Origin of the sequence: Pseudomonas sp. NPDC087612 (assembly GCF_044743505.1) — a bacterium.
Classification (GTDB): Bacteria; Pseudomonadota; Gammaproteobacteria; order Pseudomonadales; family Pseudomonadaceae; genus Aquipseudomonas.
Genome location: NZ_JBIUWO010000001.1, coordinates 778076 through 802048, shown reverse-complemented (window position 1 = coordinate 802048; position 23973 = coordinate 778076). Strand labels below are relative to the sequence as shown.

Below are 23973 nucleotides of genomic sequence, written 5' to 3'. Positions count from 1 at the left end.
GGCGCTTGGCGCTCGTAATGCCCTGATCTTAACAAAAATTGCCCGGGTAGACGCCGCGCATGTAGAGTGCGGCTTCCCATTTTTGGCGTTGTTCGAGGAGTGTGCTGTGGAAATTGCCTGTCTCGACCTGGAAGGCGTATTGGTCCCGGAAATCTGGATCGCCTTCGCGGAAAAAACCGGAATCGAATCGCTGCGGGCCACCACCCGTGACATTCCCGATTACGACGTGCTGATGAAACAGCGCCTGCGCATTCTCGATGAGCACGGCCTGAAGCTTTCCGATATCCAGGCGGTGATCGCCACGCTCAAACCACTGGACGGCGCCATCGAGTTCGTCGACTGGCTGTGTGAGCGTTTCCAGGTGGTGATTCTTTCCGACACTTTCTACGAGTTCTCCCAGCCTCTGATGCGCCAGCTGGGCTTCCCGACGCTGCTCTGCCATCGGTTGATCACCGACGAAAACGACCGGGTGACCGGCTACCAGCTGCGCCAGAAAGACCCCAAGCGCCAGTCGGTGCTGGCCTTCAAGAGCCTGTACTACCGGGTGATTGCCGCAGGTGATTCATACAACGACACCACCATGCTCGGCGAGGCAGATGCAGGGATTCTGTTCCATGCGCCGGACAACGTCATTCGCGAGTTTCCGCAGTTCCCGGCGGTGCATGATTTTGCGGCGTTGAAGCAGGAATTCATCAAGGCTTCGAAGCGGTCGTTGAGCCTGTAGGTGCCTCATCGCTGGCAAGCCAGCTCCCACAGGTTCACCACCCAACCTGTGGGAGCTGGCTTGCCAGCGATGCTTTTAGAGACTTTGCAAGGTCTCGAGCAACACCTTGACCTTGGTGATCGACTCTTCGTACTCCGCCTGCCAGTCCGAATCCGCCACCACTGCGCCACCCCCCCAGCAGCACACCTGACCGTCCTTGACCAGCAGGCTGCGGATGGCGATCGAGCTGTCCATCTCGCCGCGCACATCCACATACAGCAACGACCCGCAGTACAGCGCCCGACGGCTGGGTTCCAGCTCGTCGATGATCTGCATGGCGCGGATTTTCGGTGCGCCGGTGATCGAGCCGCCGGGGAAGCTGTCAGCGATAAGGTCCAGGGCATCCTTGCCGGCCGCCAGGCGCCCGGTGACGCTGCTGACCAGGTGATGGACGTTGGGGTAGCTTTCCAGGCTGAACAGCTCCGGGACCTTCACCGAACCGATCTCGCAGGTGCGCCCGAGGTCGTTGCGCAACAGGTCGACGATCATCAGGTTCTCTGCGCGATCCTTGCTGCTGCCCAGCAGTTCGGCGGCGTTGCGCGCATCTTCGTCGGCATCGCTGCTGCGCGGGCGGGTGCCCTTGATCGGGCGGGTTTCGACCTGGCCATTGCTGACCTGGATGAAACGCTCCGGCGAGAAGCTCAGCAGCGCGCTGCCGTCGGCCAGCAACTGGAACCCCGAATACGGCGTCGGGCAGGCCTGGCGCAGGGCCTGGTAGGCGTGCCAGGGGTCGCCCTGGCAGGGCGCGCGAAAGCGTTGGGTGAGGTTGATCTGGTAGCAGTCGCCGGCATGAATGTACTGCTGCACGCGGTCGAAGGCCTGGTGGTAGCTGTGTGCGCTGATATCGCCGCGCATCGGTGCTTGCAGGGCGAAGCTGGCGGTATCGATAGCGGGTGGCGCCTCGAACAGTTCAATCAGGCGCTGACGTTCGGCCGCTGCCAGGCTCGGGTGAAACAGCAGCTGGCTACTGTGCAGGCGGTGATCGCTGATCAGTGCCCAGGCATACAGGCCAAGGCTGGCATCGGCCAGGCCCAGGTCATCGACAGCGATGCTTGGCAGTTGCTCCAGGCGCCGGCCAAAGTCGTAGCTCAGGTAACCGATCAGGCCGCCGGCAAACGGCAACTCGATGCCATCCGGTACCTGCGCCTGGCCCAGTTGCGCCAGGCTTTCACGCAGCCGTTGCAGGTAGGCGCTACCACGTTCATCCATCGCGGGCGCGAGGGTTTGCAGCGGCCAGGCGCTGAGCAGGTCAAAGCGGCCGCGCTCGGCGCTTGGCCGGGCGCTGTCGAGCAACACGGCGCCGGGCGCCTGGCGAATACGCGCGAAGTAGGCCGCAGGGTCGGCCTGGTAGGGCAGGGGGTGGAGCGTACAGGTCGGCATGCAAGTAACAGCTATGAATGCGGGGAGGCGATTGTAGTCCTCTGTAGGAAATGCTCCTAGCGCTGACTACGACATAGAGGCACCAGGGCGCGCCAGCCGGGCAGGCTGGCGCGCACAGGATGTGGACTCAGCTCGGCACGTGGCCGAACAGCTCCTGGGCGAAGCGTACGCGTTCTTCGGGGCTTTCCTGGCGGCCGTCTTTGGCCAGTTGCTCCAGGTGCGCTTCCACCGCGTGGGTACGCAGGGTCAGGCCGCAGTCGTTGGCGATCTGGATGTTCAGGCCGGGGCGGGCGTTGAGTTCGAGGATCAACGGGCCCTTGTCCTGGTCCAGCACCATGTCGACACCGATGTAGCCCAGGCCGCACAACTCGTAACAGCCGGCGGCAAGCTTCATGAAGCCGTCCCAGTTCGGCAGTTGCACGCCGTCCACCGCGTTGGTGGTGTCCGGGTGCTTGCTGATGATGTTGTTCAGCCAGGTACCGCGCAGGGTCACGCCGGTGGCCAGGTCGACGCCGACGCCGATGGCGCCCTGGTGCAGGTTGGCCTTGCCGCCGGACTGGCGGGTGGGCAAACGCAGCATGGCCATCACCGGGTAGCCCATCAGCACGATGATACGGATGTCCGGCACGCCTTCGTAGCTGATGCTCTTGAAGATCTGGTCGGGGGTAACGCGGTACTCGATCAAGGCGCGGTCGCGGTGACCGCCCAGGGAGTACAGGCCGGTGAGGATGCTGGAGATCTGGTGCTCGATTTCCTCGTGGCTGATGATCTTGCCCGAGACCGTGCGGTAACGGTCTTCGAAGCGATCGGCAACCACCAGGATGCCGTCGCCGCCGGCACCCTGGGCAGGCTTGACGACGAAGTCGCTGCGCCCGCCGATGATCTCGCCGAGCTTGTCGATCTCTTTCTCGGTGGAGATGATCCCGTACATTTCCGGCACATGGATGCCGGCCTGGATCGCACGCTCCTTGGTGATGATCTTGTCGTCGACGATCGGGTACAAATGGCGCTTGTTGTACTTGAGGACGTAGTCCGCATTGCGCCGGTTGATACCCATGATGCCCCGGGCCTCCAGGGCTTTCCAGGTTTTCCAGAGACCGAACATCAGGCGTCAGCCTTCACGAAAGCCTTGAAACGCACCAGCTCCGTCAGGCGGTAGCCGCGGTAGCGACCCATCGCCAGCATGAAGCCCACCAGAATCAGCAGTACCGCCGGGAAGGTGAAGACGAAGTACACCAGCTCCGGCACGCTCATCAGCAGATGCGCCAGGGAGGCAGCGAACAGGGTGCCGATCGCCACTTTCATGGCATGGCCGCCGCCGCGTTCTTCCCAGGTGATCGACAGGCGTTCGATGGTCATGGTCAGGATCACCATCGGGAACAGCGCGACCGACAGGCCGCGCTCCAGGCCCAGCTTGTGGCTGAACAGGCTGATGGCGGCGATCAATACCACGACGAAGGTCAGCACCACCGACAGGCGCGGCAGCATCTGCAACTTAAGGTGTTCAAGGTAGGAGCGTAGCGACAGCCCGAGCGCGGTAATCACCGTGAACAGGATGATGCCAAAGCCCAGCTGGGTTTCGCGGAAGGCCAGGGCGATCAGCACCGGGGTGAAGGTACCCAAAGTCTGGATGCCGATCAGGTTGCGCAGCACCAGGATCACCAGCACGCCGATCGGGATCATCACCATGATCATGAAGGTCTGCTGGGTCTGCAGCGGCAGGCCGTACAGCGAGTACTCGAGGAAGTCGGCGTCGGTGTTCTCGTCGGTCAGCTTGGCCAGGCGAATGGCGTTCATTTCGCTGTTGTTGAGGCTGAAGCTGACGTTGGCTTTCTTGCCGCCATCGACGGTGATCAGGTTGTCGTCACCGGTCCACCACAGCAGGCGGTCGGCCGGCAGGCCTTGCTCGCCGGTGTCCGGGTTGAAGTACAGCCAGTCGCTGCCGTTGAAGCTGCGCAGCCACAGTTCAGGGGTTTGCGGCTGGTCGGCGACCAGGCGGATGGTGTGGACCTTCTCCACCGGCACGTGGGCAATCGACAGCAGCAGGTCGATGACCTTGGCCTTGTTCAGCGACGAGGTATCGCCGGCCAGCAGCAGCTTGACGTTGTCGTCGTTGAGGTTGTTAACCCGCTTGATGGTCTCGCCAACGAAGGTTTCGACGTCGGCCGAGTGCTGGCGAATAGGCGCCATCAGGGCTTCGGCGGCGATCTTCTCGGGGCCTTCTACCGCCAGGCTGTCGCGGAAGGTCGGGCCTTTGATCTTGGCTTTTTCGGTGCTGTAGCGCTTGGTCAGCACCAGACGGTAGTAGAGGGTCTGGTTGCCGCTGGCGCGACGGGCCGACCAGGTCACCTTGCGGTTGCCGTCGACGCGGTTGACGCTGACGCCGTAGTTGTTGGAGATGAAACTCTCGTTGAGGCTCACATAGTCGCGGCTCAGCGGCGGCACGAACATCTGGACCTTGACCGGGTCCTTGGGGCTGGCGACGAACTCGACCTTGGCGTCGATGTTCCACAGGTCATCGGTTTCGTCCTCGGTCACCGGAATGCCGAGAAAGAAGATCTGATAGGCCGTGACCAGGATGCCCAGTAGCACCAGGACGGTAATCAGGACTTTCAGATGGAGGGTAAGAGAGCGCATCAGGATTACTCTGCGGTGTGAGCGTCAGTGGCGCAGGCGGGTTTGCCGGCAGCGTATTTAAGGCTTGGATCGACCAGCGCGTCGAAGTGCTTGAGGGCCTCGGAGCCGATCAGCAGCGGATACTGGAACGCGCTGCGGTCGGTCAGGTTCACTTCGATGCTGCGCAGGGCCGTACCCATGCAGATGTTCATGGCAATCACCGGGCGGGCGGTATAGGCCTTGCCTTCGTCCGGGTCGTAATCTCCGGCGCGTCGCTTGATCTTGCTGACGCGGGCCAGTGGTCGTTCTAGCGGATGCGAGTGGGCAGCGTCAATTGCCAGGTAGAAGCGCACCCATGACTCACCATTGCGCTTGAAGCGCTTGATGTCGCGGGCACTGAGCGAGGCGGTCTTGGCCCCGGTGTCGAGTTTGGCCGCCACTTCCAGGTCGATATCGGCCAGGCGGGCGTATTCATTAAGGCCGTACACGGTCTTTTCCGCAGCCTGGCCCAGGGCCGGCAACAGACAGAGGCTGAACAACAGGGGGAGGGGCGTAAGTCTCATAAATCCTGGCGCGGTGCTGTGCGATGTTCGGGTCAAGGCCACTGGCAGTACTGCGCAAGCTTCCTCGTTTACCTGGCACCTGCATAAACAGATGACAGACACACTATTCGTGCCCCGTCGGGAGGCGCGGCATTCTATCACGCTGGTGTGCTGGCGCCAGCGGCTGGACTCAGACAACAGCGGATACCTTGAAGTTCGTTCTTAGACGATTGTCGACAATGTTCATTTTGTCTTTGACTCCGCATGCCGATTTAGCTAGTTTTGCCCTCATTGATTTATGAGGTGTCGACAATATGCTGGACACAGCCCAAGCCCCCGGCACAGTGGCAGACGACAGCGAAACCCTCTCGGAAAACGTCTTCCGGCGTATCCAGGCGGCCATCGTCAAAGGCGAGATCGCCCCCGGCAGCAAGATCTCCGAGCCGGAGCTGGCACGCACCTACGGCATCAGCCGCGGGCCGCTGCGCGAGGCCATCCACCGCCTGGAAGGCCAGCGCCTGCTGGTGCGCGTACCGCATGTCGGGGCGCGGGTGGTGTCGCTCAGCCATGCCGAGCTGATCGAGCTGTACGAGATCCGCGAGTCCCTCGAAGGCATGGCCTGCCGCCTGGCCGCCGAGCGTATGAGCGTAGCCGAGATCGACGAGCTGCGCCGGGTGCTCGACACCCACGAGCGCGACGCCACCTTCCAGGCCGGCCTGGGCTATTACCAGCAGGAAGGCGATTTCGACTTCCACTACCGGATCATCCAGGGCAGCGGCAACCGCACCCTGGTGCAGATGCTCTGCGGCGAGCTGTATCAACTGGTGCGCATGTACCGCATCCAGTTCTCCGCCACGCCCAACCGGCCACGCCAGGCGTTCGCCGAACACCACCGGATTCTCGATGCCATCGCCGACCGTGACGGTGAACTGGCCGAGCTCTTGATGCGCCGGCACATCGGCGCCTCCAAACGCAACATCGAGCGTCACTATCTGGACGCTACCAGCCCACGAGGTGAGTCATGAGTCAGAAAAGCAGTCCCGGCCAGCGCTTTCGCGATGCAGTTGCCGCCGAACACCCGTTGCAGGTGGTCGGTGCGATCAACGCCAACCACGCGCTGCTGGCCCAGCGTGCCGGTTTCAAGGCCATCTACCTGTCTGGTGGCGGTGTTGCCGCAGGCTCCCTGGGCCTGCCTGACCTGGGCATCAGTGGCCTGGACGACGTGCTGACCGACGTACGGCGCATCACCGACGTCTGCGACCTGCCGCTGCTGGTCGACGTCGATACCGGTTTTGGCTCCTCGGCGTTCAACGTCGCCCGTACGGTCAAGTCGATGATCAAGTTCGGCGCTGCCGCCATTCATATCGAAGACCAGGTCGGCGCCAAGCGCTGCGGCCACCGCCCGAACAAGGAGATCGTCACCCAGCAGGAGATGGTCGACCGCATCAAGGCCGCCGTTGATGCCCGTACCGACGACAGCTTCGTGATCATGGCGCGTACCGACGCCCTGGCCGTCGAAGGCCTGGAAGCGGCCCTGGACCGCGCTGCCGCCTGCATCGAGGCCGGCGCCGACATGGTCTTCCCGGAAGCCATCACCGAGCTTTCGATGTACAAGACCTTTGCCGACCGGGTCAAAGCCCCGATCCTCGCCAACATCACCGAATTCGGCGCGACGCCTTTGTACACCACCGAAGAGCTGGCCTCGGTCGATGTCTCGCTGGTGCTGTACCCGCTGTCGGCCTTCCGCGCCATGAACAAGGCCGCGGAAAACGTCTACACCGCGCTGCGCCGCGACGGCACGCAGAAAAACGTCATCGACACCATGCAGACTCGCATGGAGCTGTACGACGCCATCAACTACCACGTGTTCGAGCAGAAGCTCGACGCCCTGTTCGCCCAGAAAAAGGGCTGAATGCTCGAACCTGTAGGCGCGGGCTTGCCCCGCGATTAGCCAAGATTCCATAACAATTTCAAAAGTGGAGAAAGACAATGGCCGAAGCAAAAGTACTCAGCGGTGCCGGCCTGCGTGGTCAAGTGGCCGGGCAAACCGCACTGTCGACCGTGGGCCAGGCCGGTGCCGGCCTGACCTACCGTGGTTACGACGTGCGCGACCTGGCCGAGCACGCGCTGTTTGAAGAAGTCGCCTACCTGCTGCTGTACGGCGAGCTGCCGAGCAAGGCGCAGCTGGCCGAGTACCAGCAAAAGCTGAAAACCCTGCGCGACCTGCCGCAGGCCCTCAAGGAAGTGCTTGAGCGCATTCCGGCCAACGCCCACCCGATGGATGTCATGCGTACCGGTTGCTCGGTGCTCGGCACCCTGGAGCAGGAGCTGACCTTTGCGCAGCAGCACGACAAGACCGATCGCCTGCTGGCGCTGTTCCCGGCGGTGATGTGCTATTGGTACCGCTTCAGCCACCATGGCGTGCGCATCGACTGCACCAGCGACGAAGACACCCTCGGCGGCCACTTCCTGCACCTGCTGCACGGCAAGAAGCCGAGCGAGCTGCACGTCAAGGTGATGAACGTCTCGCTGATTCTTTACGCCGAGCACGAATTCAACGCCTCGACCTTCACCGCGCGGGTTTGTGCCTCGACCCTGTCCGACCTGTACTCCTGCGTCACCGCCGCCATCGGCTCGCTGCGCGGCCCGTTGCATGGCGGCGCCAACGAAGCGGCGATGGAGCTGATCGAGCACTTCCAGAGCCCGCAGGAAGCGGTCACCGAGCTGCTGCAGATGCTCGCGCGCAAGGACAAGATCATGGGCTTTGGCCATGCCATCTACAAAGAGTCCGACCCGCGTAACGAAGTGATCAAGGGCTGGTCGAAGAAGCTGGCGGACGAGGTGGGCGATACCGTGCTGTACCCGGTGTCCGAAGCCATCGACAAGACCATGTGGGAGCAGAAGAAACTGTTCCCCAACGCCGACTTCTACCATGCCTCGGCGTACCACTTCATGGGCATCCCGACCAAGCTGTTCACCCCGATCTTCGTCTGCTCGCGCCTGACCGGCTGGGCGGCGCATGTGTTCGAACAGCGTGCCAACAACCGCATCATCCGCCCGAGCGCCGAGTACACCGGCGTCGAACAGCGCAAGTTCGTGCCAATCGAACAACGCTGAGACTAGGCCGAGCTGCAAGCTTGAAGCGCCAAGCTGCAAGTAACAGCAGGGATGTGCCCCGGCAGTAAATGCTGACGCACCACTCATCTGCTTTGCTTGCCGCTAGTGGCTTGGGGCTTGTAGCTGGCTTTCGACCTTACCGTGATTGAGTCCCTGTGCCATGAATAGTGAATTTCGCAAGAACCTGCCGGGCACTGGCCTGGATTATTTCGACGCCCGCGCGGCTGTCGATGCGATCAAGCCCGGCGCCTATGACCGTCTTCCCTATACCTCGCGGGTGCTGGCGGAAAACCTTGTGCGCCGCTGCGACCCGGCCAGCCTCAATGCTTCGCTGGGCCAGCTGATCGAGCGCAAGCGCGACCTCGACTTCCCCTGGTTCCCGGCCCGGGTGGTGTGCCACGACATTCTTGGCCAGACCGCGCTGGTCGACCTCGCCGGCCTGCGCGACGCCATCGCCGAAGGCGGCGGTGACCCGGCCCAGGTCAACCCGGTGGTGCCGGTGCAACTGATCGTCGACCACTCCCTGGCAGTGGAATGCGGTGGTTTCGACCCGCAGGCGTTCGAGAAGAACCGCGCCATTGAAGACCGCCGCAACGAAGACCGTTTCCACTTCATCAACTGGACCAAAAAGGCGTTCAAGAACGTCGACGTGATTCAGCCAGGCAACGGCATCATGCACCAGATCAACCTGGAGAAAATGTCGCCGGTGATCCATGCCGAGCGCGGCGTGGCCTACCCGGACACCTGCGTCGGCACCGACAGCCACACCCCGCACGTCGATGCCCTGGGCGTGATCGCCATCGGCGTCGGCGGCCTTGAGGCCGAAAACGTCATGCTCGGCCGTGCCTCGTGGATGCGCCTGCCGGAGATCGTCGGCGTCGAGCTTTCGGGCAAGCCGCAGCCGGGCATCACCGCCACCGACGTGGTACTGGCCCTGACCGAATTCCTGCGCAAGGAAAAGGTCGTGGGTGCCTACCTGGAATTCTACGGCGAAGGTGCTCGCGCCCTGACCCTGGGCGACCGCGCGACCATCTCCAACATGGCCCCGGAATACGGCGCCACCGCGGCAATGTTCTCCATCGACCAGCAGACCATCGACTACCTCAAGCTCACCGGCCGGGAAGACCAGCAGGTCAAGCTGGTGGAAACCTACGCCAAGGTCGCAGGCCTCTGGTCCGACAGCCTGGCCAACGCCGAATACGAGCGGGTGCTGCGTTTTGACCTGTCCAGCGTGGTGCGCAACATGGCCGGGCCGTCCAACCCGCACGCCCGGGTCGCCACCAGCGACCTGGCGAGCAAGGGCATCGCCGGTCAGTGGGACGAAGTAGCGGGGCAAATGCCCGATGGCGCGGTGATCATCGCTGCGATCACCAGCTGCACCAACACCAGCAACCCGCGCAACGTGATTGCCGCCGGTTTGCTTGCGCGCAACGCCAACAAGCTGGGCCTGATGCGTAAGCCGTGGGTCAAGTCGTCGCTGGCACCGGGCTCGAAAACCGTCGCCCTGTACCTCAAGGAGGCGGGACTGGATGACGAGCTGGAGCAGCTCGGTTTTGGCATAGTCGCCTTTGCCTGCACCACCTGCAACGGTATGTCCGGTGCGCTTGATCCGGTCATCCAGCAAGAGATCATCGACCGCGACCTGTACGCCACCGCCGTGCTTTCGGGCAACCGCAACTTCGACGGCCGTATCCACCCGTACGCCAAGCAGGCGTTCCTGGCGTCGCCGCCGCTGGTGGTGGCCTACGCGATTGCCGGCACCATCCGTTTCGACATCGAGAAGGACGTGCTGGGCGTGGTCGACGGCAAGGAAATCCGCCTCAAAGACATCTGGCCAAGCGACGAAGAGATCGACGCGGTGGTCAAGGCCGCGGTCAAGCCCGAGCAGTTCCGCCAGGTGTACATCCCGATGTTCGCCGTACAGGAAGACACAGGGCCCAAGGTCACCCCGCTGTACGACTGGCGCCCGATGAGCACCTACATCCGCCGCCCGCCGTACTGGGAAGGTGCCCTGGCCGGCGAGCGCACGCTCAAGGGCATGCGCCCGCTGGCGGTGCTGCCGGACAACATCACCACCGACCACCTGTCGCCGTCCAACGCCATCATGCTCGACAGCGCCGCCGGTGAATACCTGGCGAAAATGGGCCTGCCGGAGGAAGACTTCAACTCCTACGCCACCCACCGGGGCGACCACCTGACTGCCCAGCGCGCAACCTTCGCCAACCCGAAACTGTTCAACGAAATGGTCCAGGAAAACGGCAAGGTCAAGCAGGGTTCGCTGGCGCGCCTCGAGCCGGAAGGCAAGGTCACCCGTATGTGGGAAGCGATCGAAACCTACATGGAGCGCAAGCAGCCGCTGATCATCGTTGCCGGTGCCGACTACGGCCAGGGCTCGTCCCGTGACTGGGCGGCCAAGGGCGTGCGCCTGGCCGGTGTCGAGGCCATCGTCGCTGAAGGTTTCGAGCGTATCCACCGTACCAACCTGGTGGGCATGGGCGTGTTGCCGCTGGAGTTCAAGCCGGGTGTCAACCGCAAGACCCTGGGCATCGACGGCACTGAAACCTTCGACGTGCTGGGCGAGCGCACCCCGCGGGCGACCCTGACCCTGGTCATCACCCGGGCCAACGGTGAGCGTGTCGAAGTGCCGGTGACCTGCCGCCTGGATACCGCCGAAGAAGTCTCGATCTACGAAGCGGGCGGGGTGCTGCAGCGCTTTGCCCAGGACTTCCTCGAATCGGCGGTCGCGGTTTGAGGTAGGGCCTCATCGCGGGTCAAGCCCGCTCCCACTGAACTGTGGGAGCGGGCTTGACCCGCGATAGCTCCCCCAAAGCACTCACAGGACAACTCAGCCATGGCTCACGTACCCCAGATCAGAATCCCCGCCACCTACATTCGTGGCGGCACCAGCAAGGGCGTATTCTTTCGCCTCGACGACCTGCCGCAAAGCGCGCAGATCCCGGGCCCGGCCCGCGACGCGCTGCTGCTGCGGGTAATCGGCAGCCCCGACCCCTACGGCAAGCAGATCGACGGCATGGGCGGCGCGACGTCGAGCACCAGCAAGACCGTGATCCTCTCGCGCAGCATCAAGCCCGAGCATGATGTCGACTACCTGTTCGGCCAGGTCTCGATCGACACCGCGTTCGTCGACTGGAGCGGCAACTGCGGCAACCTCTCGGCAGCCGTTGGTTCGTTCGCCATCAGCGCCGGCCTGGTCGACAGCAGCCGCATCCCGCACAACGGCGTGGCCGTGGTGCGCATCTGGCAGGCCAATATCGGCAAGACCATCGTTGCCCACGTGCCGATCACTGACGGTGAAGTGCAGGAAACCGGCGACTTCGAACTGGACGGCGTGACCTTCCCGGCCGCCGAAGTGCAGCTCGAATTCATGGACCCGGCCGCCGACGAAGACGGCGAGGGCGGCTCGATGTTCCCCACCGGCAACCTGGTCGATGACCTGGTGGTGCCCGGTGTCGGCACCCTCAAAGCCACGCTGATCAATGCCGGCATCCCGACCATCTTCATCCAGGCCGAGGCCCTCGGCTACACCGGTACCGAGCTGCAGGAGGCGATCAACGGCGACTCGCAGGCCCTGGCCCGTTTCGAAACCATCCGTGCCTATGGCGCGGTGCGCATGGGCCTGATCGAGCATATCGACGAAGCCGCCAAGCGCCAGCACACACCGAAAGTCGCCTTTGTCGCGCCAGCGGCGGCTTATCAGTCATCCAGTGGTAAAGCCGTGGCCGCCGGCGACGTTGATCTATTGGTACGGGCGCTGTCCATGGGCAAGCTGCACCACGCCATGATGGGCACCGCTGCGGTTGCCATTGGTACTGCCGCGGCAGTGCCTGGCACCCTGGTCAACCTCGCCGCCGGTGGTGGCGAGCGCACGGCCGTACGTTTCGGTCACCCTTCGGGCACCCTGCGCGTGGGTGCTGAAGCCCGCCAGGTGAACGGTGAGTGGACTGTCACCAAAGCAATCATGAGCCGCAGCGCTCGCGTACTGATGGAGGGCTGGGTACGGGTACCCGGTGATGCCTTCTAACCAGTAGCGGCGCTTGGCTCCCTGTTACCTACGTCAACAGTGAGATGTGAAATGAGTGCCAACGTTGATCTGAACAACCGTCCCGACTACGACCGGGTGCTGCAGGACATCGCCGATTACGTCCTCGGCTACAAGGTCGAGTCGCAGGAAGCGCTGGACACCGCGCGCAACTGCCTGATGGACACCCTGGGCTGCGGCCTGCTGGCCCTGCGCTTCCCGGAATGCACCAAGCACCTGGGGCCGTTGGTGGAGGGCACGGTGGTGCCGTTCGGCGCGCGGGTACCAGGTACCCGCTACCGCCTGGACCCGGTCAAGGCGGCCTGGGACATCGGTTGCATCGTCCGTTGGCTCGACTACAACGACACCTGGCTGGCCGCCGAATGGGGTCACCCCTCGGACAACCTCGGCGGCATTCTCGCCGTGGCCGATCATCTCTCGCAAAAGCGCGTGGCCAATGGCGAACCACCGTTGAGCATGCGCGTGGTGCTTGAGGCGATGGTCATGGCCCACGAGATCCAGGGTGTGATTGCCCTGGAAAACTCCTTCAACCGCGTTGGCCTCGATCATGTGCTGCTGGTCAAGGTCGCCTCGACGGCGGTGTGCGCCAAGCTCATGGGCGCCAATCGCGAACAGCTGCTGGCAGCGCTTTCCCATGCCTTTGTCGATGGTCAGGCGTTGCGCACTTACCGCCATGCGCCGAACGCCGGTTCGCGCAAGTCCTGGGCGGCGGGCGATGCCTCCAGCCGGGGCGTGCGTCTGGCCGATATCGCCCTGCGTGGCGAGATGGGTATCCCCGGGGTGCTGACGGCGCCACAGTGGGGCTTTTATGATGTGCTGTTCAGCCACACCAACAAGGACCTGGCGCTCAAGCCTGAAGACAAGCGTGCCTTCGGCCTGAGTCAGAAGTACGCCAGCTACGTGATGGAAAACGTGCTGTTCAAGATCAGCTTCCCGGCCGAATTCCATGCCCAGACTGCCTGCGAAGCGGCAGTCACCTTGCACCCGCAGGTGCGCAACCGCCTGCATGAAATCGAGCGTATCGTCATTACCACCCATGAGTCGGCGATCCGCATCATCTCCAAGGTTGGCACCCTGGCCAATGCCGCTGACCGTGATCACTGCATCCAGTACATGACCGCCGTGCCGCTGATTTTCGGCAACCTGGTGGCCGAGCAGTACGAAGATGATTTCCATGCTGCGCACCCGATCATTGACCGTCTGCGCGAGAAGATGGAGATCGTCGAAGAGCCGCGATTCACCCGCGAGTACCTGGAGGCCGACAAGCGTTCGATCGCCAATGCCGTGCAGGTGTTCTTCAACGATGGTTCGAGTACCGAGCAGGTGGTGGTGGAGTACCCGATCGGCCATCGCCGGCGCCGGGCCGAGGGCATTCCGCTACTGGAAGAGAAGTTCAAGGCCAACCTGGCGACGCGGTTTACCGGGCAGCGTTCGGCGCAGATATTTGCCCTGTGCAAGGACCAGCAGGCGCTTGAAGCGACGGCAGTGCAGCGGTTTGTGGATTTGTTTGTGATCTGAGGGCCTCATCGCGGGGCAAGCCCGCTCCTACAGGCTCAATAAAAAACCCCGCCAATTGGCGGGGTTTTTTAACGCTAAGTCAGCTTAGGCTTGAACAACCGGGATCTTGGCGTTCGCAGCGGCTTCACGGAACTCGGCGATCTGGTCGAAGCTCAGGTAGCGGTAAACGTCGGCAGCCATGCTGTCGATGTTCTTCGCGTACTCCATGTACTCTTCGACGGTTGGCAGCTTGCCCAGGATCGAGGCAACAGCGGCCAGCTCGGCAGAGGCCAGGTAGACGTTGGCGCCATCACCCAGACGGTTCGGGAAGTTACGGGTCGAAGTCGACACTACGGTCGAGTTCGCCGCAACGCGTGCCTGGTTACCCATGCACAGCGAGCAGCCCGGCATTTCCATGCGCGCGCCAGCCTTGCCGTAGATGCCGTAGTAGCCTTCTTCGGTCAGCTGGTGAGCGTCCATCTTGGTGGGCGGCGACAGCCACAGACGGGTCGGGATCGAGCCTTTGACCTTGTCCAGCAGCTTGCCGGCAGCGCGGAAGTGACCGATGTTGGTCATGCACGAACCGATGAACACTTCGTCGATCTTCTCGCCCTGTACCGAGGACAGCAGACGGGCGTCGTCCGGGTCGTTCGGGGCGCAGAGCACAGGCTCTTTGACGTCGGCGAGGTCAATCTCGATGATCTCGGCGTATTCGGCGTCCTTGTCAGCAGCCAGCAGTTGCGGGTTGGCCAGCCAGGCTTCCATCGCTTGCGCGCGGCGTTCCATGGTGCGGGCATCGCCGTAGCCTTCGCTGATCATCCAGCGCAGCAGGGTGATGTTCGACTTCAGGTACTCGGCAACGGCTTTTTCTGGCAGCTTGATGGTGCAACCGGCAGCCGAACGTTCGGCCGAGGCGTCGGACAGTTCGAACGCTTGCTCGACGGTCAGCTCGTCCAGGCCTTCGATTTCCAGGATGCGGCCGGAGAAGGCGTTGATCTTGCCTTTCTTCTCGACGGTCAGCAGGCCTTTCTGGATGCCGTAGTAAGGGATGGCATGGACCAGGTCACGCAGGGTGATGCCTGGCTGCAGCTTGCCCTTGAAGCGCACCAGTACCGACTCCGGCATGTCCAGCGGCATGACGCCGGTGGCCGCGGCGAAGGCGACCAGGCCGGAACCTGCAGGGAACGAGATGCCGATCGGGAAGCGGGTGTGCGAGTCACCACCGGTACCGACGGTGTCCGGCAGCAGCATGCGGTTCAGCCAGCTGTGGATGATGCCGTCGCCTGGACGCAGGGACACGCCGCCACGGGTGCGGATGAAATCCGGCAGGGTGTGGTGGGTGGTGACGTCGATCGGCTTTGGATAGGCCGCGGTGTGGCAGAACGACTGCATGACCAGGTCGGCGGAGAAGCCCAGGCACGCCAGGTCTTTCAGTTCGTCACGGGTCATCGGGCCAGTGGTGTCCTGGGAGCCGACGGTGGTCATCTTCGGTTCGCAGTAGGTGCCTGGACGCACGCCTTTGCCTTCCGGCAGGCCGCAGGCTTTACCGACCATCTTCTGTGCCAGGGTGTAGCCCTTGCCGGTGTCGACAGGTGCTTCAGGCAGCTTGAACAGGTCGGTTGGGCCCAGGCCCAGCTCGGCGCGGGCTTTCTCGGTCAGGCCACGGCCGACGATCAGCGGGATACGGCCGCCAGCGCGGACTTCGTCGAGCAGCACCGGGGTCTTCAGTTCGAAGGTGGTGATGACGTCTTCGGTGCCGTGCTTGCAGACTTTGCCAGCGTGCGGGTAAACGTCGATGACGTCGCCCATGTTCAGGTTCGACACGTCGAACTCGATCGGCAGGGCGCCGGCGTCTTCCATGGTGTTGTAGAAGATCGGGGCGATTTTCGAGCCGAAGCAGAAGCCGCCAGCGCGCTTGTTCGGTACGTACGGGATGTCGTCGCCGAAGAACCACAGCACCGAGTTGGTGGCGGATTTACGCGAGGAACCGGTACCGACCACGTCACCGACGTAGGCAACCGGGAAGCCTTTGGCTTTGACTTCTTCGATCTGCTTGAGCGGGCCGATGGCGCCTTGTTGCTCAGGCACGATGCCGTCACGGGCCATTTTCAGCATGGCCAGGGCGTGCAGCGGGATGTCAGGGCGCGACCAGGCGTCCGGGGCAGGGGACAGGTCGTCGGTGTTGGTTTCGCCAGGGACCTTGAACACGGTCAGGCTGTACTTGTCAGCGATGGCTGGCTTGCTGGTGAACCACTCACCGGCGGCCCAGGATTCCAGCACGGCCTTGGCGTGGGCATTGCCCGCCTTGGCTTTTTCGGCGACGTCGTGGAAGGCATCGAACATCAGCAGGGTGTGCTTGAGCTGTTCGGCGGCCACAGGGGCCAGTTCGGCGTTGTCCAGCAGCTCGACCATGGTGGCGATGTTGTAGCCGCCCTGCATGGTGCCCAGCAGCTCAACGGCGCGCTTCTTGTCGATCAGCGGCGAGGTGGCTTCGCCTTTGGCGATGGCGGAAAGGAAACCGGCCTTGACGTAGGCGGCTTCGTCCACTCCTGGTGGAACGCGATTGGTGATCAGGTCGACGAGGACTGCTTCTTCGCCAGCAGGGGGATTCTTCAGCAGCTCGACCAGGCCTGCGGTTTGTTCGGCGTTAAGCGGCTGGGGCACGATACCCTGGGCGGCACGCTCTTCGATGTGTTTGCGGTAGGCTTCAAGCACAGTTATTACCCTCATCAGTGGTCCCAAATGGGTGTCCGGGACGCTCATCCAGAAATTCCGGCAGCCATGCGCAATACGGCTTCTTGGGCCGCGTAGCCAGGGTTGCAGGAAATCCTTACAGAAGCTGCTTTCAAAGTTTTACGCCTGTAGAACGGAGGCTGATGAGGGCTGGCGCGGGACATGCGCGAAGCGAATATCCCGGGCCAACGCCGTTCTACCGGATGAACTGTGCTCGTGACGCTTTGAAAACAGCTTCTAACGGACATTGCTGCCTTAAAAAGGCCGGATGATTCTACGGTAAAAAGTCGATAAAGGTAAGGCGCGCTGGATGACTTTAGCGGGTGACCCTCGTTAGACAAAGGGCTAACATGGCAGCCTGTTCCACCGCCAAGCTGTCGGTTTTTTCATGTCCAATCAGTCAATTAAAACGCCTTGCGTCGGCCTCTGTTCCACGGTTTACGGGGACTTGGTGTGCCGTGGCTGCAAGCGTTTTCACCATGAAGTGATCAACTGGAACGGCTACAACGAAGATGAGAAGCGTGCGGTGTGGCTGCGCCTGGAGCAATTGCTGGTGCAGGTCATGGTGGCCAAACTTGAAGTCTTTGATGCCACGCGCCTGCGCCAGCAACTGGAGCTGCGCAAGGTCCGCTTCGTTCCGCATCAGTCTGAATATTGCTGGGCTTATCAACTGATTGCCCGCGGCGCACGGGTGATCCGTGAGCTGGAGGCTTACGGCATGGTGCTGCTGCCGGAGTTTCGCGACTGGGAATTGCCCGAGCTGCGCGATGCCATTGATCGGGAATTCTTCTTGCTGTCTGAAGCGCATTACCAGCGCTATATCGCGCCAGGCTTTCTCAAGGATGCCTTGGGGTAGGTGGTCAAGCCTGCTCCTGTAGGAGCGGGCTTGACCCGCGATGAGGCCCTCAGCCCCTGGCCAGTTCCGTCAGCTGCACCTTCACCTCCTCGGTCTTGAGCACCAGCACATCACACTCCAGCGCATCGAGCACCACTTCCGCGGTGTTGCCGATCAGCGCCCCGGAAATCCCGGTACGGGCCACGGTGCCAATCACCGTCACCGCCGCTTCGTACTTTTTCGCCGTATAGGGAATCAGCACATCGGCTGGCCCTTCGGCAACATGCAGGCGCTCATTGCTGATATCGAACTCGGCCTGGAACGCTGCGCATTCCTCGCGGTACTTGCGCTCGATGGTGTCCTTGAGCTGGTACACCGGGTCTGCCGCTGACAGCATCGGCGACGGGTGGGCACTGATTACATGCAGCTCGCCCTTGGCCAGGCTTGCGATCGCATAGCCGTGATCGATGATGCTGGTGTGCAGCAGGCGATGGGCCTCGTCGTGGTTGCCGACATCCACCGCGGCGAGGATCACCCCGCCGGTCCAGGGCCGCTCGCTCTTGACCATCAATACCGCGCACGGGCACTGGCGCAGCAGCTTCCAGTCACTGGGGGTGAGCAGGGCGCGCTTGAGCGGGTTGTCCGGGCGATGCTCCTTGATCACCAGCTCGCAGCCTTCGGCCTGCTGCACACTGACAATCGACTCGTGCAAGGTGTCGTGCCAGGCCTGCTCATGGGTTACGTTGTTGTAGCCGTCATCATGCAGCTGGCTGGCCAGCAGGCTGAGCAGGGCGCTGTGGTCGTGTTTCTTGTCGCACATCAGCAAGTGCAGGCGCGCGCCGGTGACCCCGGCGATCAGTTTGGCCCGGGTCAGCGCCCGGCTGTGAGCGTGATCGGGATCCAGTACCACCAGGATGCTGCGTACTTCTTGCATGAGCGTGAACTCCCTTCATAAATGGCGGCCAATGCCTGACTATAGTCGGCGCCAACTGCACCGGGCGTTGATATGTATCAAGCATAGTTCACTGGTGATCGGCGCTGCTGCCGGTATAATCGCCGGTCTTGCCGTTTGCCCTGCCTGTTTGTGAGCCTATGTCCCTTATCCCTGAAATCGAAGCCTTCCTTGGTTGCCGTACCCCTGATGCCTGGGTCCAGGCGGCGCTCGCCGACCAGGAAACCCTGCTGATCGATCACAAGAACTGCGAGTTCAAGGCTGCCAGCACCGCCCTGAGCCTGATGGCCAAGTACAACACGCACCTGGACCTGATCAACATGATGTCGCGCCTGGCCCGCGAAGAGCTGGTGCACCATGAGCAGGTACTGCGCCTGATGAAGCGGCGCAAGATCGCCCTGCGGCCGTTGTCGGCCGGGCGCTATGCCTCGGGCCTGCGCCGGGTGGTGCGCACCCACGAGCCGGTGAAGCTGGTCGACACCCTGGTGGTCGGCGCCTTTATCGAGGCGCGCAGTTGCGAGCGCTTTGCCGCCCTGGTGCCGCACCTGGATGAAGAGCTGGGCAAGTTCTACCACGGCCTGCTCAACAGCGAAGCGCGGCATTATCAGGGTTACCTCAAGCTTGCCCATCAATACGGCGATGGCGCAGATATCGAGCGGGTGGTGGAGAAGGTCAGGGCGGTCGAGGCCGACCTGATCAGCAGCCCGGATGAAGAGTTCCGTTTTCATAGCGGCGTGCCGGCCTGACTGACCTGTTTTGATCGGGGGCTGCCTTGCAGCCCCTTTTATCAGCCAAATACTAAGCTAGCTAATTAATGCCTTGACGTTAGCTGCCTAAGCAGTAACATTGTGTAACTTACTGCCTAAGCAGGTATCTGTGTCCATGCAGCACTACACCCCGGAAAACTTCCAGAACTGCACCCTCGGCATGCTTCTGGGCCGCACCGCGCTGGTCAAGGACCGCATCATCGACAGCCACATGCAGCCTTACGGCGTGACTGCCGCGCAGTTCAAGGTGCTGATCATCGTCGCCCAATACGGCGTCGACACCCCGGCCGAGTTGTGCCGCTACCTGTCGGTAGACAGCGGCTCGATGACGCGCATGCTCGACCGCCTCGAACAGAAAGACCTGATCATCCGCCGCCGTTGCCCGGACGACCGTCGGCAGATTCGCCTGGGTCTGAGCGAAGAAGGCCAGACGCTCGCCGACCTGCTGCCACAGATCGGCGCTGCGGCGATGAACGAGCTGGTCGGTGTGCTCGAGCCCAGCGAGCTGGCCACCCTCGAAGCGATCCTGAGCAAGGTGCTGCTGGCCGCCGGCGACACCCTGACGGCCATGCGCCTGGGCGCCAAGTAAGCGCCCATTTCACCCATTCACTCAGCCAAGGTATTAGCAATGGCCACTACTTCTTCTGCGCACGACACCACGCAGGACCTCAACAACCAGCGCAAGCGCAAGACCTGGCTGTTGGCCCTGGCGTTGCTGATCGTCGTCGCCGGCGCTGGCGTCTGGGCCTGGCACGAGCTTTACGGGCGCTGGAGCGAAGAGACCGACGATGCCTATGTCAACGGCAACGTAGTGGAGATCACCCCGCTGGTCACCGGCACCGTGGTCAGCATCGGCGCGGACGATGGCGACCTGGTCCACGAAGGCCAGATGCTGCTCGAATTCGACCCCAGCGACGCCGAGGTCGGCCTGCAGGCTGCCGAGGCCAAGCTGGCGCGTGCGGTGCGCCAGGTGCGTGGCCTGTACAGCAACGTCGATGGCAAGAAGGCCCAGGTGGCCGCGCGCCAGGCCGAGCTGAAAAAAGCGCAGGAGAACTTCAACCGGCGACAAACCCTGGCCGCCGGTGGGGCGATCTCCAAAGAAGAGCTGTCCCATGCCCGCGACGACCTGTCTTCGGCGCAAAGCGCCTTGAATGATGCAAAACAGCAGCTCAACACCACAGCGGCGCTGGTCGATGACACCGTAGTGTCGTCGCACCCCGAGGTGATGGCCGCGGCCGCCGAGCTGCGCCAGGCCTACCTCAACAACGCCCGCACCACCCTGGTGGCGCCGGTCACCGGCTACGTTGCCAAGCGCACCGTGCAGCTTGGCCAGCGCCTGCAACCGGGCACTGCGACCATGGCGGTGATCCCACTCGACCAGCTGTGGATCGACGCCAACTTCAAGGAAACCCAACTGCGCAACATGCGCATCGGCCAGCCGGTCGACATCGTTGCCGACCTGTACGGCAGCGACGTCAAGTACAGCGGCACCATCGACAGCCTCGGCGCCGGCACTGGCAGCGCCTTTGCCCTGTTGCCGGCGCAGAACGCCACCGGCAACTGGATCAAGATCGTCCAGCGGGTGCCGGTGCGTATTCATATCAATGCCGAGCAACTGGCCAAGCATCCGCTGCGGATCGGCCTGTCGACCCAGGTCGAGGTCGATCTGCATGACCAGAGCGGCCCGGTGCTGGCCCAGCAGCCGCCGCAGAAGGCCTCGTTCGCCACCCAGGTGTACGACCGTCAACTGGTCGAGGCTGATCGCCTGATCACCAGGCTGATCCATGACAACAGTGCCGGTTCCAGCAAGACGGCGCAGCGATGAGCGCCAATCAGGCTTCCTTTACCCCGCCAAGCCTGTTGCTGACCACCATCGGCCTGTCACTGGCGACCTTCATGCAGGTGCTCGACACCACAATCGCCAACGTGGCATTGCCGACTATTTCCGGCAACCTCGGCGTCAGTTCGGAGCAGGGCACCTGGGTCATTACCTCGTTTGCGGTGAGCAACGCCATTGCCTTGCCGCTGACCGGCTGGCTGAGCCGGCGCTTCGGTGAGGTCAAGCTGTTCATCTGGGCCACGCTGCTGTTCGTGCTGGCTTCGTTCCTTTGCGGCATTGCCCAGTCGATGCCCGAGCTGGTCGGCTTTCGCGTGCTTCAGGGCATCGTTGCCGGGCCGCTGTATCCGATGACCCAGACCCTGCTGATCGCAGTCTATCCGCCGGCCAAGCGCGGCATGGCCCTGGCGTTGTTGGCCATGGTCACGGTGGTGGCGCCGATTGCCGGGCCGATTCTCGGCGGCTGGATCACCGACAGCTACAGCTGGCCGTGGATCTTCTTCATCAATGTGCCGATCGGCCTGTTCGCCGCCGCCGTGGTGCGCCAACAGATGCGCACGCGTCCGGTCAGCACCAGCCGCCAGCCGATGGACTACATTGGCCTGCTGAGCCTGATCATCGGCGTCGGCGCCTTGCAGATCGTGCTCGACAAGGGCAATGACCTGGATTGGTTCGAGTCGAATTTCATCGTCATTGGCAGCCTGATCTCGGTGGTGTTCCTGGCGGTGTTCATCATCTGGGAACTGACCGACAAGCACCCGGTGGTCAACCTGCGGCTGTTCGTGCACCGCAACTTTCGCATCGGCACCATCGTGCTGGTCGGCGGCTATGCCGGCTTCTTCGGCATCAACCTGATCCTGCCGCAGTGGCTGCAGACGCAGATGGGCTACACCGCCACCTGGGCGGGCCTGGCGGTGGCGCCGATCGGCCTGTTGCCGGTGCTGATGTCGCCGTTTGTCGGCAAGTACGCGCACAAGTTTGACCTGCGGGTGCTGGCGGGGCTGGCGTTCCTGGCGATTGGCGCCAGTTGCTTCATGCGTGCCGGTTTCACCAACGAGGTGGATTTCCAGCACATCGCCCTGGTGCAGCTGTTCATGGGGATCGGCGTGGCGCTGTTCTTCATGCCGACCTTGAGCATCCTGCTCTCCGACCTGCCGCCGCACCAGATCGCCGACGGCTCGGGGCTGGCGACCTTCCTGCGGACCCTGGGCGGCAGTTTTGCCGCGTCGCTGACCACCTGGATCTGGATTCGCCGGGCAGACCAGCACCATGCCTACCTGAGCGAGAGCATCAGCAACTACGAGCCTGCGACCCGCGAGGCGTTGAACCAGCTGGGCGGGGCGAGCGGGCAGTCGTATGCGCAGTTGGAGCGGATGCTCAGCAGTCAGGCGTACATGATGTCGACGGTGGATTACTTCACCCTGATGGGCTGGATTTTCGCAGGCTTGATATTGCTGGTGTGGCTGGCCAAGCCGCCGTTTGCGGCCAAGGCCGGGCCGGCGTCGGCGGGGCACTGATAATCGCGGGGCAAGCCCGCTCCTACCAGGAATGTAGGAGCGGGCTTGCCCCGCGATCAGTCTTCAGGGAAAAGCAAAAGGCTGCAGTTGAAACCCTTGCTCGTCCACCTCCAGCGCCCAGCCTTGGCGGTCCCAATCGCCCAGCACGATACGCCGCGCCGGTTGATCGCCGACCACCAGCTTGTGAATCGCCGGCCGATGGGTGTGGCCATGCACCAGGGTGCGCACACCGTATTGCTGCATGATCCGCGGCACTTCCTCGGCGGTCACGTCGACAATGTCGTTGGCCTTCATCCGCGTCTGTGCCCGGCTTTCGCTACGCAGCTTGCGTGCAAGCTTCTGCCGGGTGCTCAGCGGCAGATGCCGAAGAATCCACAGGCTCAACGGGTTGCGCAGGTAACGACGCATCTTCATGTAGGCCAGGTCGCGGGTGCACAGGCTGTCGCCGTGCATCAGCAACACCGGCTCGCCGCCCATCTCGACCACGCTCGGGTCGGCCAGCAGGGTGCAGCCAGCGGCCTTGCAAAAGGCCTGGCCGAGCAGGAAGTCGCGGTTGCCGTGCATCACAAAGACCTGCGTGCCGCTGTCGCTCAAGGCGCGCAGCGCCTGGCAGATCGAGGTCTGGAAGGGCGTCATGGCGTCGTCGCCGATCCATGCCTCGAAAAAATCGCCAAGGATGTACAGCGCCTCGGCGTGCCGCGCACGACCGTCGAGCAGATCAACAAACGCCCGGGTAATGTCCGGGCGTTCTTCTTGCAGGTGCAGATCAGAGATCAGCAGTATCACTCAATGATCTCGGCTTTCTCGATGATCACGTCGTCCTTCGGCACGTCCTGGTGACCGGACTTGGAACCGGTGGCGACTTTCTCGATGGCGTCGACAACCTCGGTACCTTCGGTCACTTTGCCGAATACCGCGTAACCCCAGCCCTGCACGTTCTTGCCGCTGTGGTTGAGGAAGTCGTTGTTCGAGGCGTTGATGAAGAACTGCGCCGAGGCCGAATGCGGCTCCATGGTGCGAGCCATGGCGATGGTGTACTTGTCGTTCTTCAGGCCGTTGTCAGCTTCGTTCTGGATGCTGGCACGCTTGTCACGCTTCTCGTTCATGCCTGGCTCAAAACCGCCGCCCTGGATCATGAAACCCTTGATCACACGGTGGAATACGGTGTTGCTGTAGTGGCCAGCGTTAACGTATTCGATGAAGTTGGCCACGGTGATCGGGGCTTTCTCGGCGTTCAGCTCGATGACGATGTCACCGTGGTTGGTAGTCAGTTTGACTTTGGACATGCTTGAAACTCGCTCTGTTCGGGGGTTTTGCGGTGGTGTAGCTTCAAGCTTCAAGTGGCAAGCTGCAAGAA

The 23973-nt window shown here is 62.7% G+C and carries 20 protein-coding genes; 12 read left to right on the top strand and 8 right to left on the bottom strand.

Going from position 1 to position 23973, the window contains the following annotated elements:
• The first annotated feature begins 106 nt into the window (after nt 1-106).
• Nucleotides 107-724, top strand: coding sequence for a bifunctional phosphoserine phosphatase/homoserine phosphotransferase ThrH (gene thrH / locus ACIOVF_RS03500; RefSeq protein ID WP_401287541.1), 618 nt, complete (start codon nt 107-109; stop codon nt 722-724).
• Nucleotides 725-799: 75 nt separating this feature from the next.
• On the opposite strand, the gene pabB is transcribed toward thrH, so the two are convergent.
• The 4 genes from pabB to ACIOVF_RS03480 all read right to left on the bottom strand — a co-directional run bounded on the left by pabB (nt 800) and on the right by ACIOVF_RS03480 (nt 5322).
• The gene (pabB, locus tag ACIOVF_RS03495; protein WP_401287538.1) at nt 800-2143 is read right to left on the bottom strand and encodes an aminodeoxychorismate synthase component I; all 1344 of its coding nucleotides are present in this window, start codon (nt 2141-2143) and stop codon (nt 800-802) included.
• A 127-nt stretch (nt 2144-2270) separates the two neighbouring features.
• The gene (locus tag ACIOVF_RS03490; protein WP_045194737.1) at nt 2271-3248 is read right to left on the bottom strand and encodes an alpha-L-glutamate ligase-like protein; all 978 of its coding nucleotides are present in this window, start codon (nt 3246-3248) and stop codon (nt 2271-2273) included.
• Complete coding sequence (locus tag ACIOVF_RS03485) at nt 3248-4780, bottom strand: inactive transglutaminase family protein (protein WP_045194736.1); 1533 nt, start codon at nt 4778-4780, stop codon at nt 3248-3250. The genes ACIOVF_RS03490 and ACIOVF_RS03485 overlap by 1 nt, the downstream gene beginning before the upstream one ends.
• 5 nt (nt 4781-4785) lie before the next feature.
• A complete protein-coding gene (locus tag ACIOVF_RS03480) occupies nt 4786-5322 on the bottom strand; it encodes an ATP-dependent zinc protease (RefSeq protein WP_401287535.1) in 537 nt (178 codons plus the stop codon).
• A 293-nt stretch (nt 5323-5615) separates the two neighbouring features.
• Between ACIOVF_RS03480 and ACIOVF_RS03475 the strand changes: the two genes are divergently transcribed.
• From ACIOVF_RS03475 to prpD, 6 genes are all read left to right on the top strand, one after another.
• The gene (locus ACIOVF_RS03475) at nt 5616-6326 is read left to right on the top strand and encodes a GntR family transcriptional regulator (RefSeq protein WP_045194728.1); all 711 of its coding nucleotides are present in this window, start codon (nt 5616-5618) and stop codon (nt 6324-6326) included.
• Nucleotides 6323-7213 (top strand): methylisocitrate lyase, encoded by an 891-nt coding sequence (gene prpB / locus ACIOVF_RS03470; RefSeq protein ID WP_045194726.1) that lies wholly within the window; start codon nt 6323-6325, stop codon nt 7211-7213. Before ACIOVF_RS03475 ends, prpB begins: the two co-directional genes overlap by 4 nt.
• A 77-nt stretch (nt 7214-7290) precedes the next feature.
• Nucleotides 7291-8418: a 2-methylcitrate synthase gene (gene prpC, locus ACIOVF_RS03465; protein WP_401287532.1), complete on the top strand. Its 1128-nt coding sequence runs from the start codon at nt 7291-7293 to the stop codon at nt 8416-8418.
• A 160-nt stretch (nt 8419-8578) separates the two neighbouring features.
• A complete protein-coding gene (gene acnD, locus ACIOVF_RS03460) occupies nt 8579-11170 on the top strand; it encodes a Fe/S-dependent 2-methylisocitrate dehydratase AcnD (protein WP_401287529.1) in 2592 nt (863 codons plus the stop codon).
• A 99-nt stretch (nt 11171-11269) separates the two neighbouring features.
• Nucleotides 11270-12460 carry a 2-methylaconitate cis-trans isomerase PrpF gene (gene prpF, locus ACIOVF_RS03455; protein WP_401287526.1) on the top strand — a complete coding sequence of 397 codons (1191 nt, stop codon included), beginning with the start codon at nt 11270-11272 and terminating at the stop codon, nt 12458-12460.
• 51 nt (nt 12461-12511) lie between these two features.
• On the top strand, nt 12512-13996 hold the full coding sequence (gene prpD / locus ACIOVF_RS03450; protein WP_401287523.1) for a 2-methylcitrate dehydratase: 1485 nt from the start codon (nt 12512-12514) through the stop codon (nt 13994-13996).
• Nucleotides 13997-14080: 84 nt separating this feature from the next.
• On the opposite strand, the gene acnB is transcribed toward prpD, so the two are convergent.
• Nucleotides 14081-16690 carry a bifunctional aconitate hydratase 2/2-methylisocitrate dehydratase gene (gene acnB / locus ACIOVF_RS03445; protein WP_045194717.1) on the bottom strand — a complete coding sequence of 870 codons (2610 nt, stop codon included), beginning with the start codon at nt 16688-16690 and terminating at the stop codon, nt 14081-14083.
• 406 nt (nt 16691-17096) lie between these two features.
• Between acnB and ACIOVF_RS03440 the strand changes: the two genes are divergently transcribed.
• On the top strand, nt 17097-17564 hold the full coding sequence (locus ACIOVF_RS03440) for a DUF1289 domain-containing protein (RefSeq protein ID WP_045194714.1): 468 nt from the start codon (nt 17097-17099) through the stop codon (nt 17562-17564).
• 49 nt (nt 17565-17613) lie between these two features.
• Here ACIOVF_RS03440 and ACIOVF_RS03435 read toward each other — a convergent pair whose 3' ends face one another.
• Nucleotides 17614-18477 carry a universal stress protein gene (locus ACIOVF_RS03435; protein WP_045194712.1) on the bottom strand — a complete coding sequence of 288 codons (864 nt, stop codon included), beginning with the start codon at nt 18475-18477 and terminating at the stop codon, nt 17614-17616.
• A 158-nt stretch (nt 18478-18635) separates the two neighbouring features.
• Here ACIOVF_RS03435 and ACIOVF_RS03430 point away from each other — a divergent pair, with 158 nt between their 5' ends.
• The 4 genes from ACIOVF_RS03430 (at nt 18636) to ACIOVF_RS03415 (ending at nt 22616) form a co-directional block, all read left to right on the top strand.
• Nucleotides 18636-19241 (top strand): tRNA-(ms[2]io[6]A)-hydroxylase, encoded by a 606-nt coding sequence (locus ACIOVF_RS03430; protein ID WP_045194710.1) that lies wholly within the window; start codon nt 18636-18638, stop codon nt 19239-19241.
• 136 nt (nt 19242-19377) lie between these two features.
• Entirely contained in the window at nt 19378-19851 is a 474-nt protein-coding gene (locus ACIOVF_RS03425; RefSeq protein ID WP_401287518.1) for a MarR family winged helix-turn-helix transcriptional regulator, read from the top strand.
• Nucleotides 19852-19890: 39 nt separating this feature from the next.
• Nucleotides 19891-21087 carry an HlyD family efflux transporter periplasmic adaptor subunit gene (locus tag ACIOVF_RS03420; RefSeq protein ID WP_045194706.1) on the top strand — a complete coding sequence of 399 codons (1197 nt, stop codon included), beginning with the start codon at nt 19891-19893 and terminating at the stop codon, nt 21085-21087.
• Nucleotides 21084-22616 carry a DHA2 family efflux MFS transporter permease subunit gene (locus tag ACIOVF_RS03415; RefSeq protein ID WP_045194704.1) on the top strand — a complete coding sequence of 511 codons (1533 nt, stop codon included), beginning with the start codon at nt 21084-21086 and terminating at the stop codon, nt 22614-22616. The genes ACIOVF_RS03420 and ACIOVF_RS03415 overlap by 4 nt, the downstream gene beginning before the upstream one ends.
• Nucleotides 22617-22679: 63 nt before the next feature.
• Here ACIOVF_RS03415 and lpxH read toward each other — a convergent pair whose 3' ends face one another.
• Complete coding sequence (gene lpxH / locus ACIOVF_RS03410) at nt 22680-23402, bottom strand: UDP-2,3-diacylglucosamine diphosphatase (protein ID WP_045194702.1); 723 nt, start codon at nt 23400-23402, stop codon at nt 22680-22682.
• Entirely contained in the window at nt 23399-23902 is a 504-nt protein-coding gene (locus ACIOVF_RS03405; protein ID WP_045194699.1) for a peptidylprolyl isomerase, read from the bottom strand. Before ACIOVF_RS03405 ends, lpxH begins: the two co-directional genes overlap by 4 nt.
• Between the last annotated feature and the right edge of the window lie 71 nt (nt 23903-23973).

What these genes read in the sequence shown, in the direction of transcription:
- ACIOVF_RS03440 (WP_045194714.1), top strand. Translation starts at nt 17,097, where the DNA reads ATGTCCAATCAGTCAATTAAAACGCCTTGCGTCGGCCTCTGTTCCACG.
- prpB (WP_045194726.1), top strand. Translation starts at nt 6,323, where the DNA reads ATGAGTCAGAAAAGCAGTCCCGGCCAGCGCTTTCGCGATGCAGTTGCC.
- ACIOVF_RS03405 (WP_045194699.1), bottom strand. Translation starts at nt 23,902, where the DNA reads ATGTCCAAAGTCAAACTGACTACCAACCACGGTGACATCGTCATCGAG.
- ACIOVF_RS03425 (WP_401287518.1), top strand. Translation starts at nt 19,378, where the DNA reads ATGCAGCACTACACCCCGGAAAACTTCCAGAACTGCACCCTCGGCATG.
- ACIOVF_RS03435 (WP_045194712.1), bottom strand. Translation starts at nt 18,477, where the DNA reads ATGCAAGAAGTACGCAGCATCCTGGTGGTACTGGATCCCGATCACGCT.
- prpF (WP_401287526.1), top strand. Translation starts at nt 11,270, where the DNA reads ATGGCTCACGTACCCCAGATCAGAATCCCCGCCACCTACATTCGTGGC.
- ACIOVF_RS03475 (WP_045194728.1), top strand. Translation starts at nt 5,616, where the DNA reads ATGCTGGACACAGCCCAAGCCCCCGGCACAGTGGCAGACGACAGCGAA.
- prpD (WP_401287523.1), top strand. Translation starts at nt 12,512, where the DNA reads ATGAGTGCCAACGTTGATCTGAACAACCGTCCCGACTACGACCGGGTG.
- acnD (WP_401287529.1), top strand. Translation starts at nt 8,579, where the DNA reads ATGAATAGTGAATTTCGCAAGAACCTGCCGGGCACTGGCCTGGATTAT.
- ACIOVF_RS03420 (WP_045194706.1), top strand. Translation starts at nt 19,891, where the DNA reads ATGGCCACTACTTCTTCTGCGCACGACACCACGCAGGACCTCAACAAC.
- pabB (WP_401287538.1), bottom strand. Translation starts at nt 2,143, where the DNA reads ATGCCGACCTGTACGCTCCACCCCCTGCCCTACCAGGCCGACCCTGCG.
- ACIOVF_RS03485 (WP_045194736.1), bottom strand. Translation starts at nt 4,780, where the DNA reads ATGCGCTCTCTTACCCTCCATCTGAAAGTCCTGATTACCGTCCTGGTG.
- prpC (WP_401287532.1), top strand. Translation starts at nt 7,291, where the DNA reads ATGGCCGAAGCAAAAGTACTCAGCGGTGCCGGCCTGCGTGGTCAAGTG.
- ACIOVF_RS03480 (WP_401287535.1), bottom strand. Translation starts at nt 5,322, where the DNA reads ATGAGACTTACGCCCCTCCCCCTGTTGTTCAGCCTCTGTCTGTTGCCG.
- ACIOVF_RS03490 (WP_045194737.1), bottom strand. Translation starts at nt 3,248, where the DNA reads ATGTTCGGTCTCTGGAAAACCTGGAAAGCCCTGGAGGCCCGGGGCATC.
- ACIOVF_RS03430 (WP_045194710.1), top strand. Translation starts at nt 18,636, where the DNA reads ATGTCCCTTATCCCTGAAATCGAAGCCTTCCTTGGTTGCCGTACCCCT.
- ACIOVF_RS03415 (WP_045194704.1), top strand. Translation starts at nt 21,084, where the DNA reads ATGAGCGCCAATCAGGCTTCCTTTACCCCGCCAAGCCTGTTGCTGACC.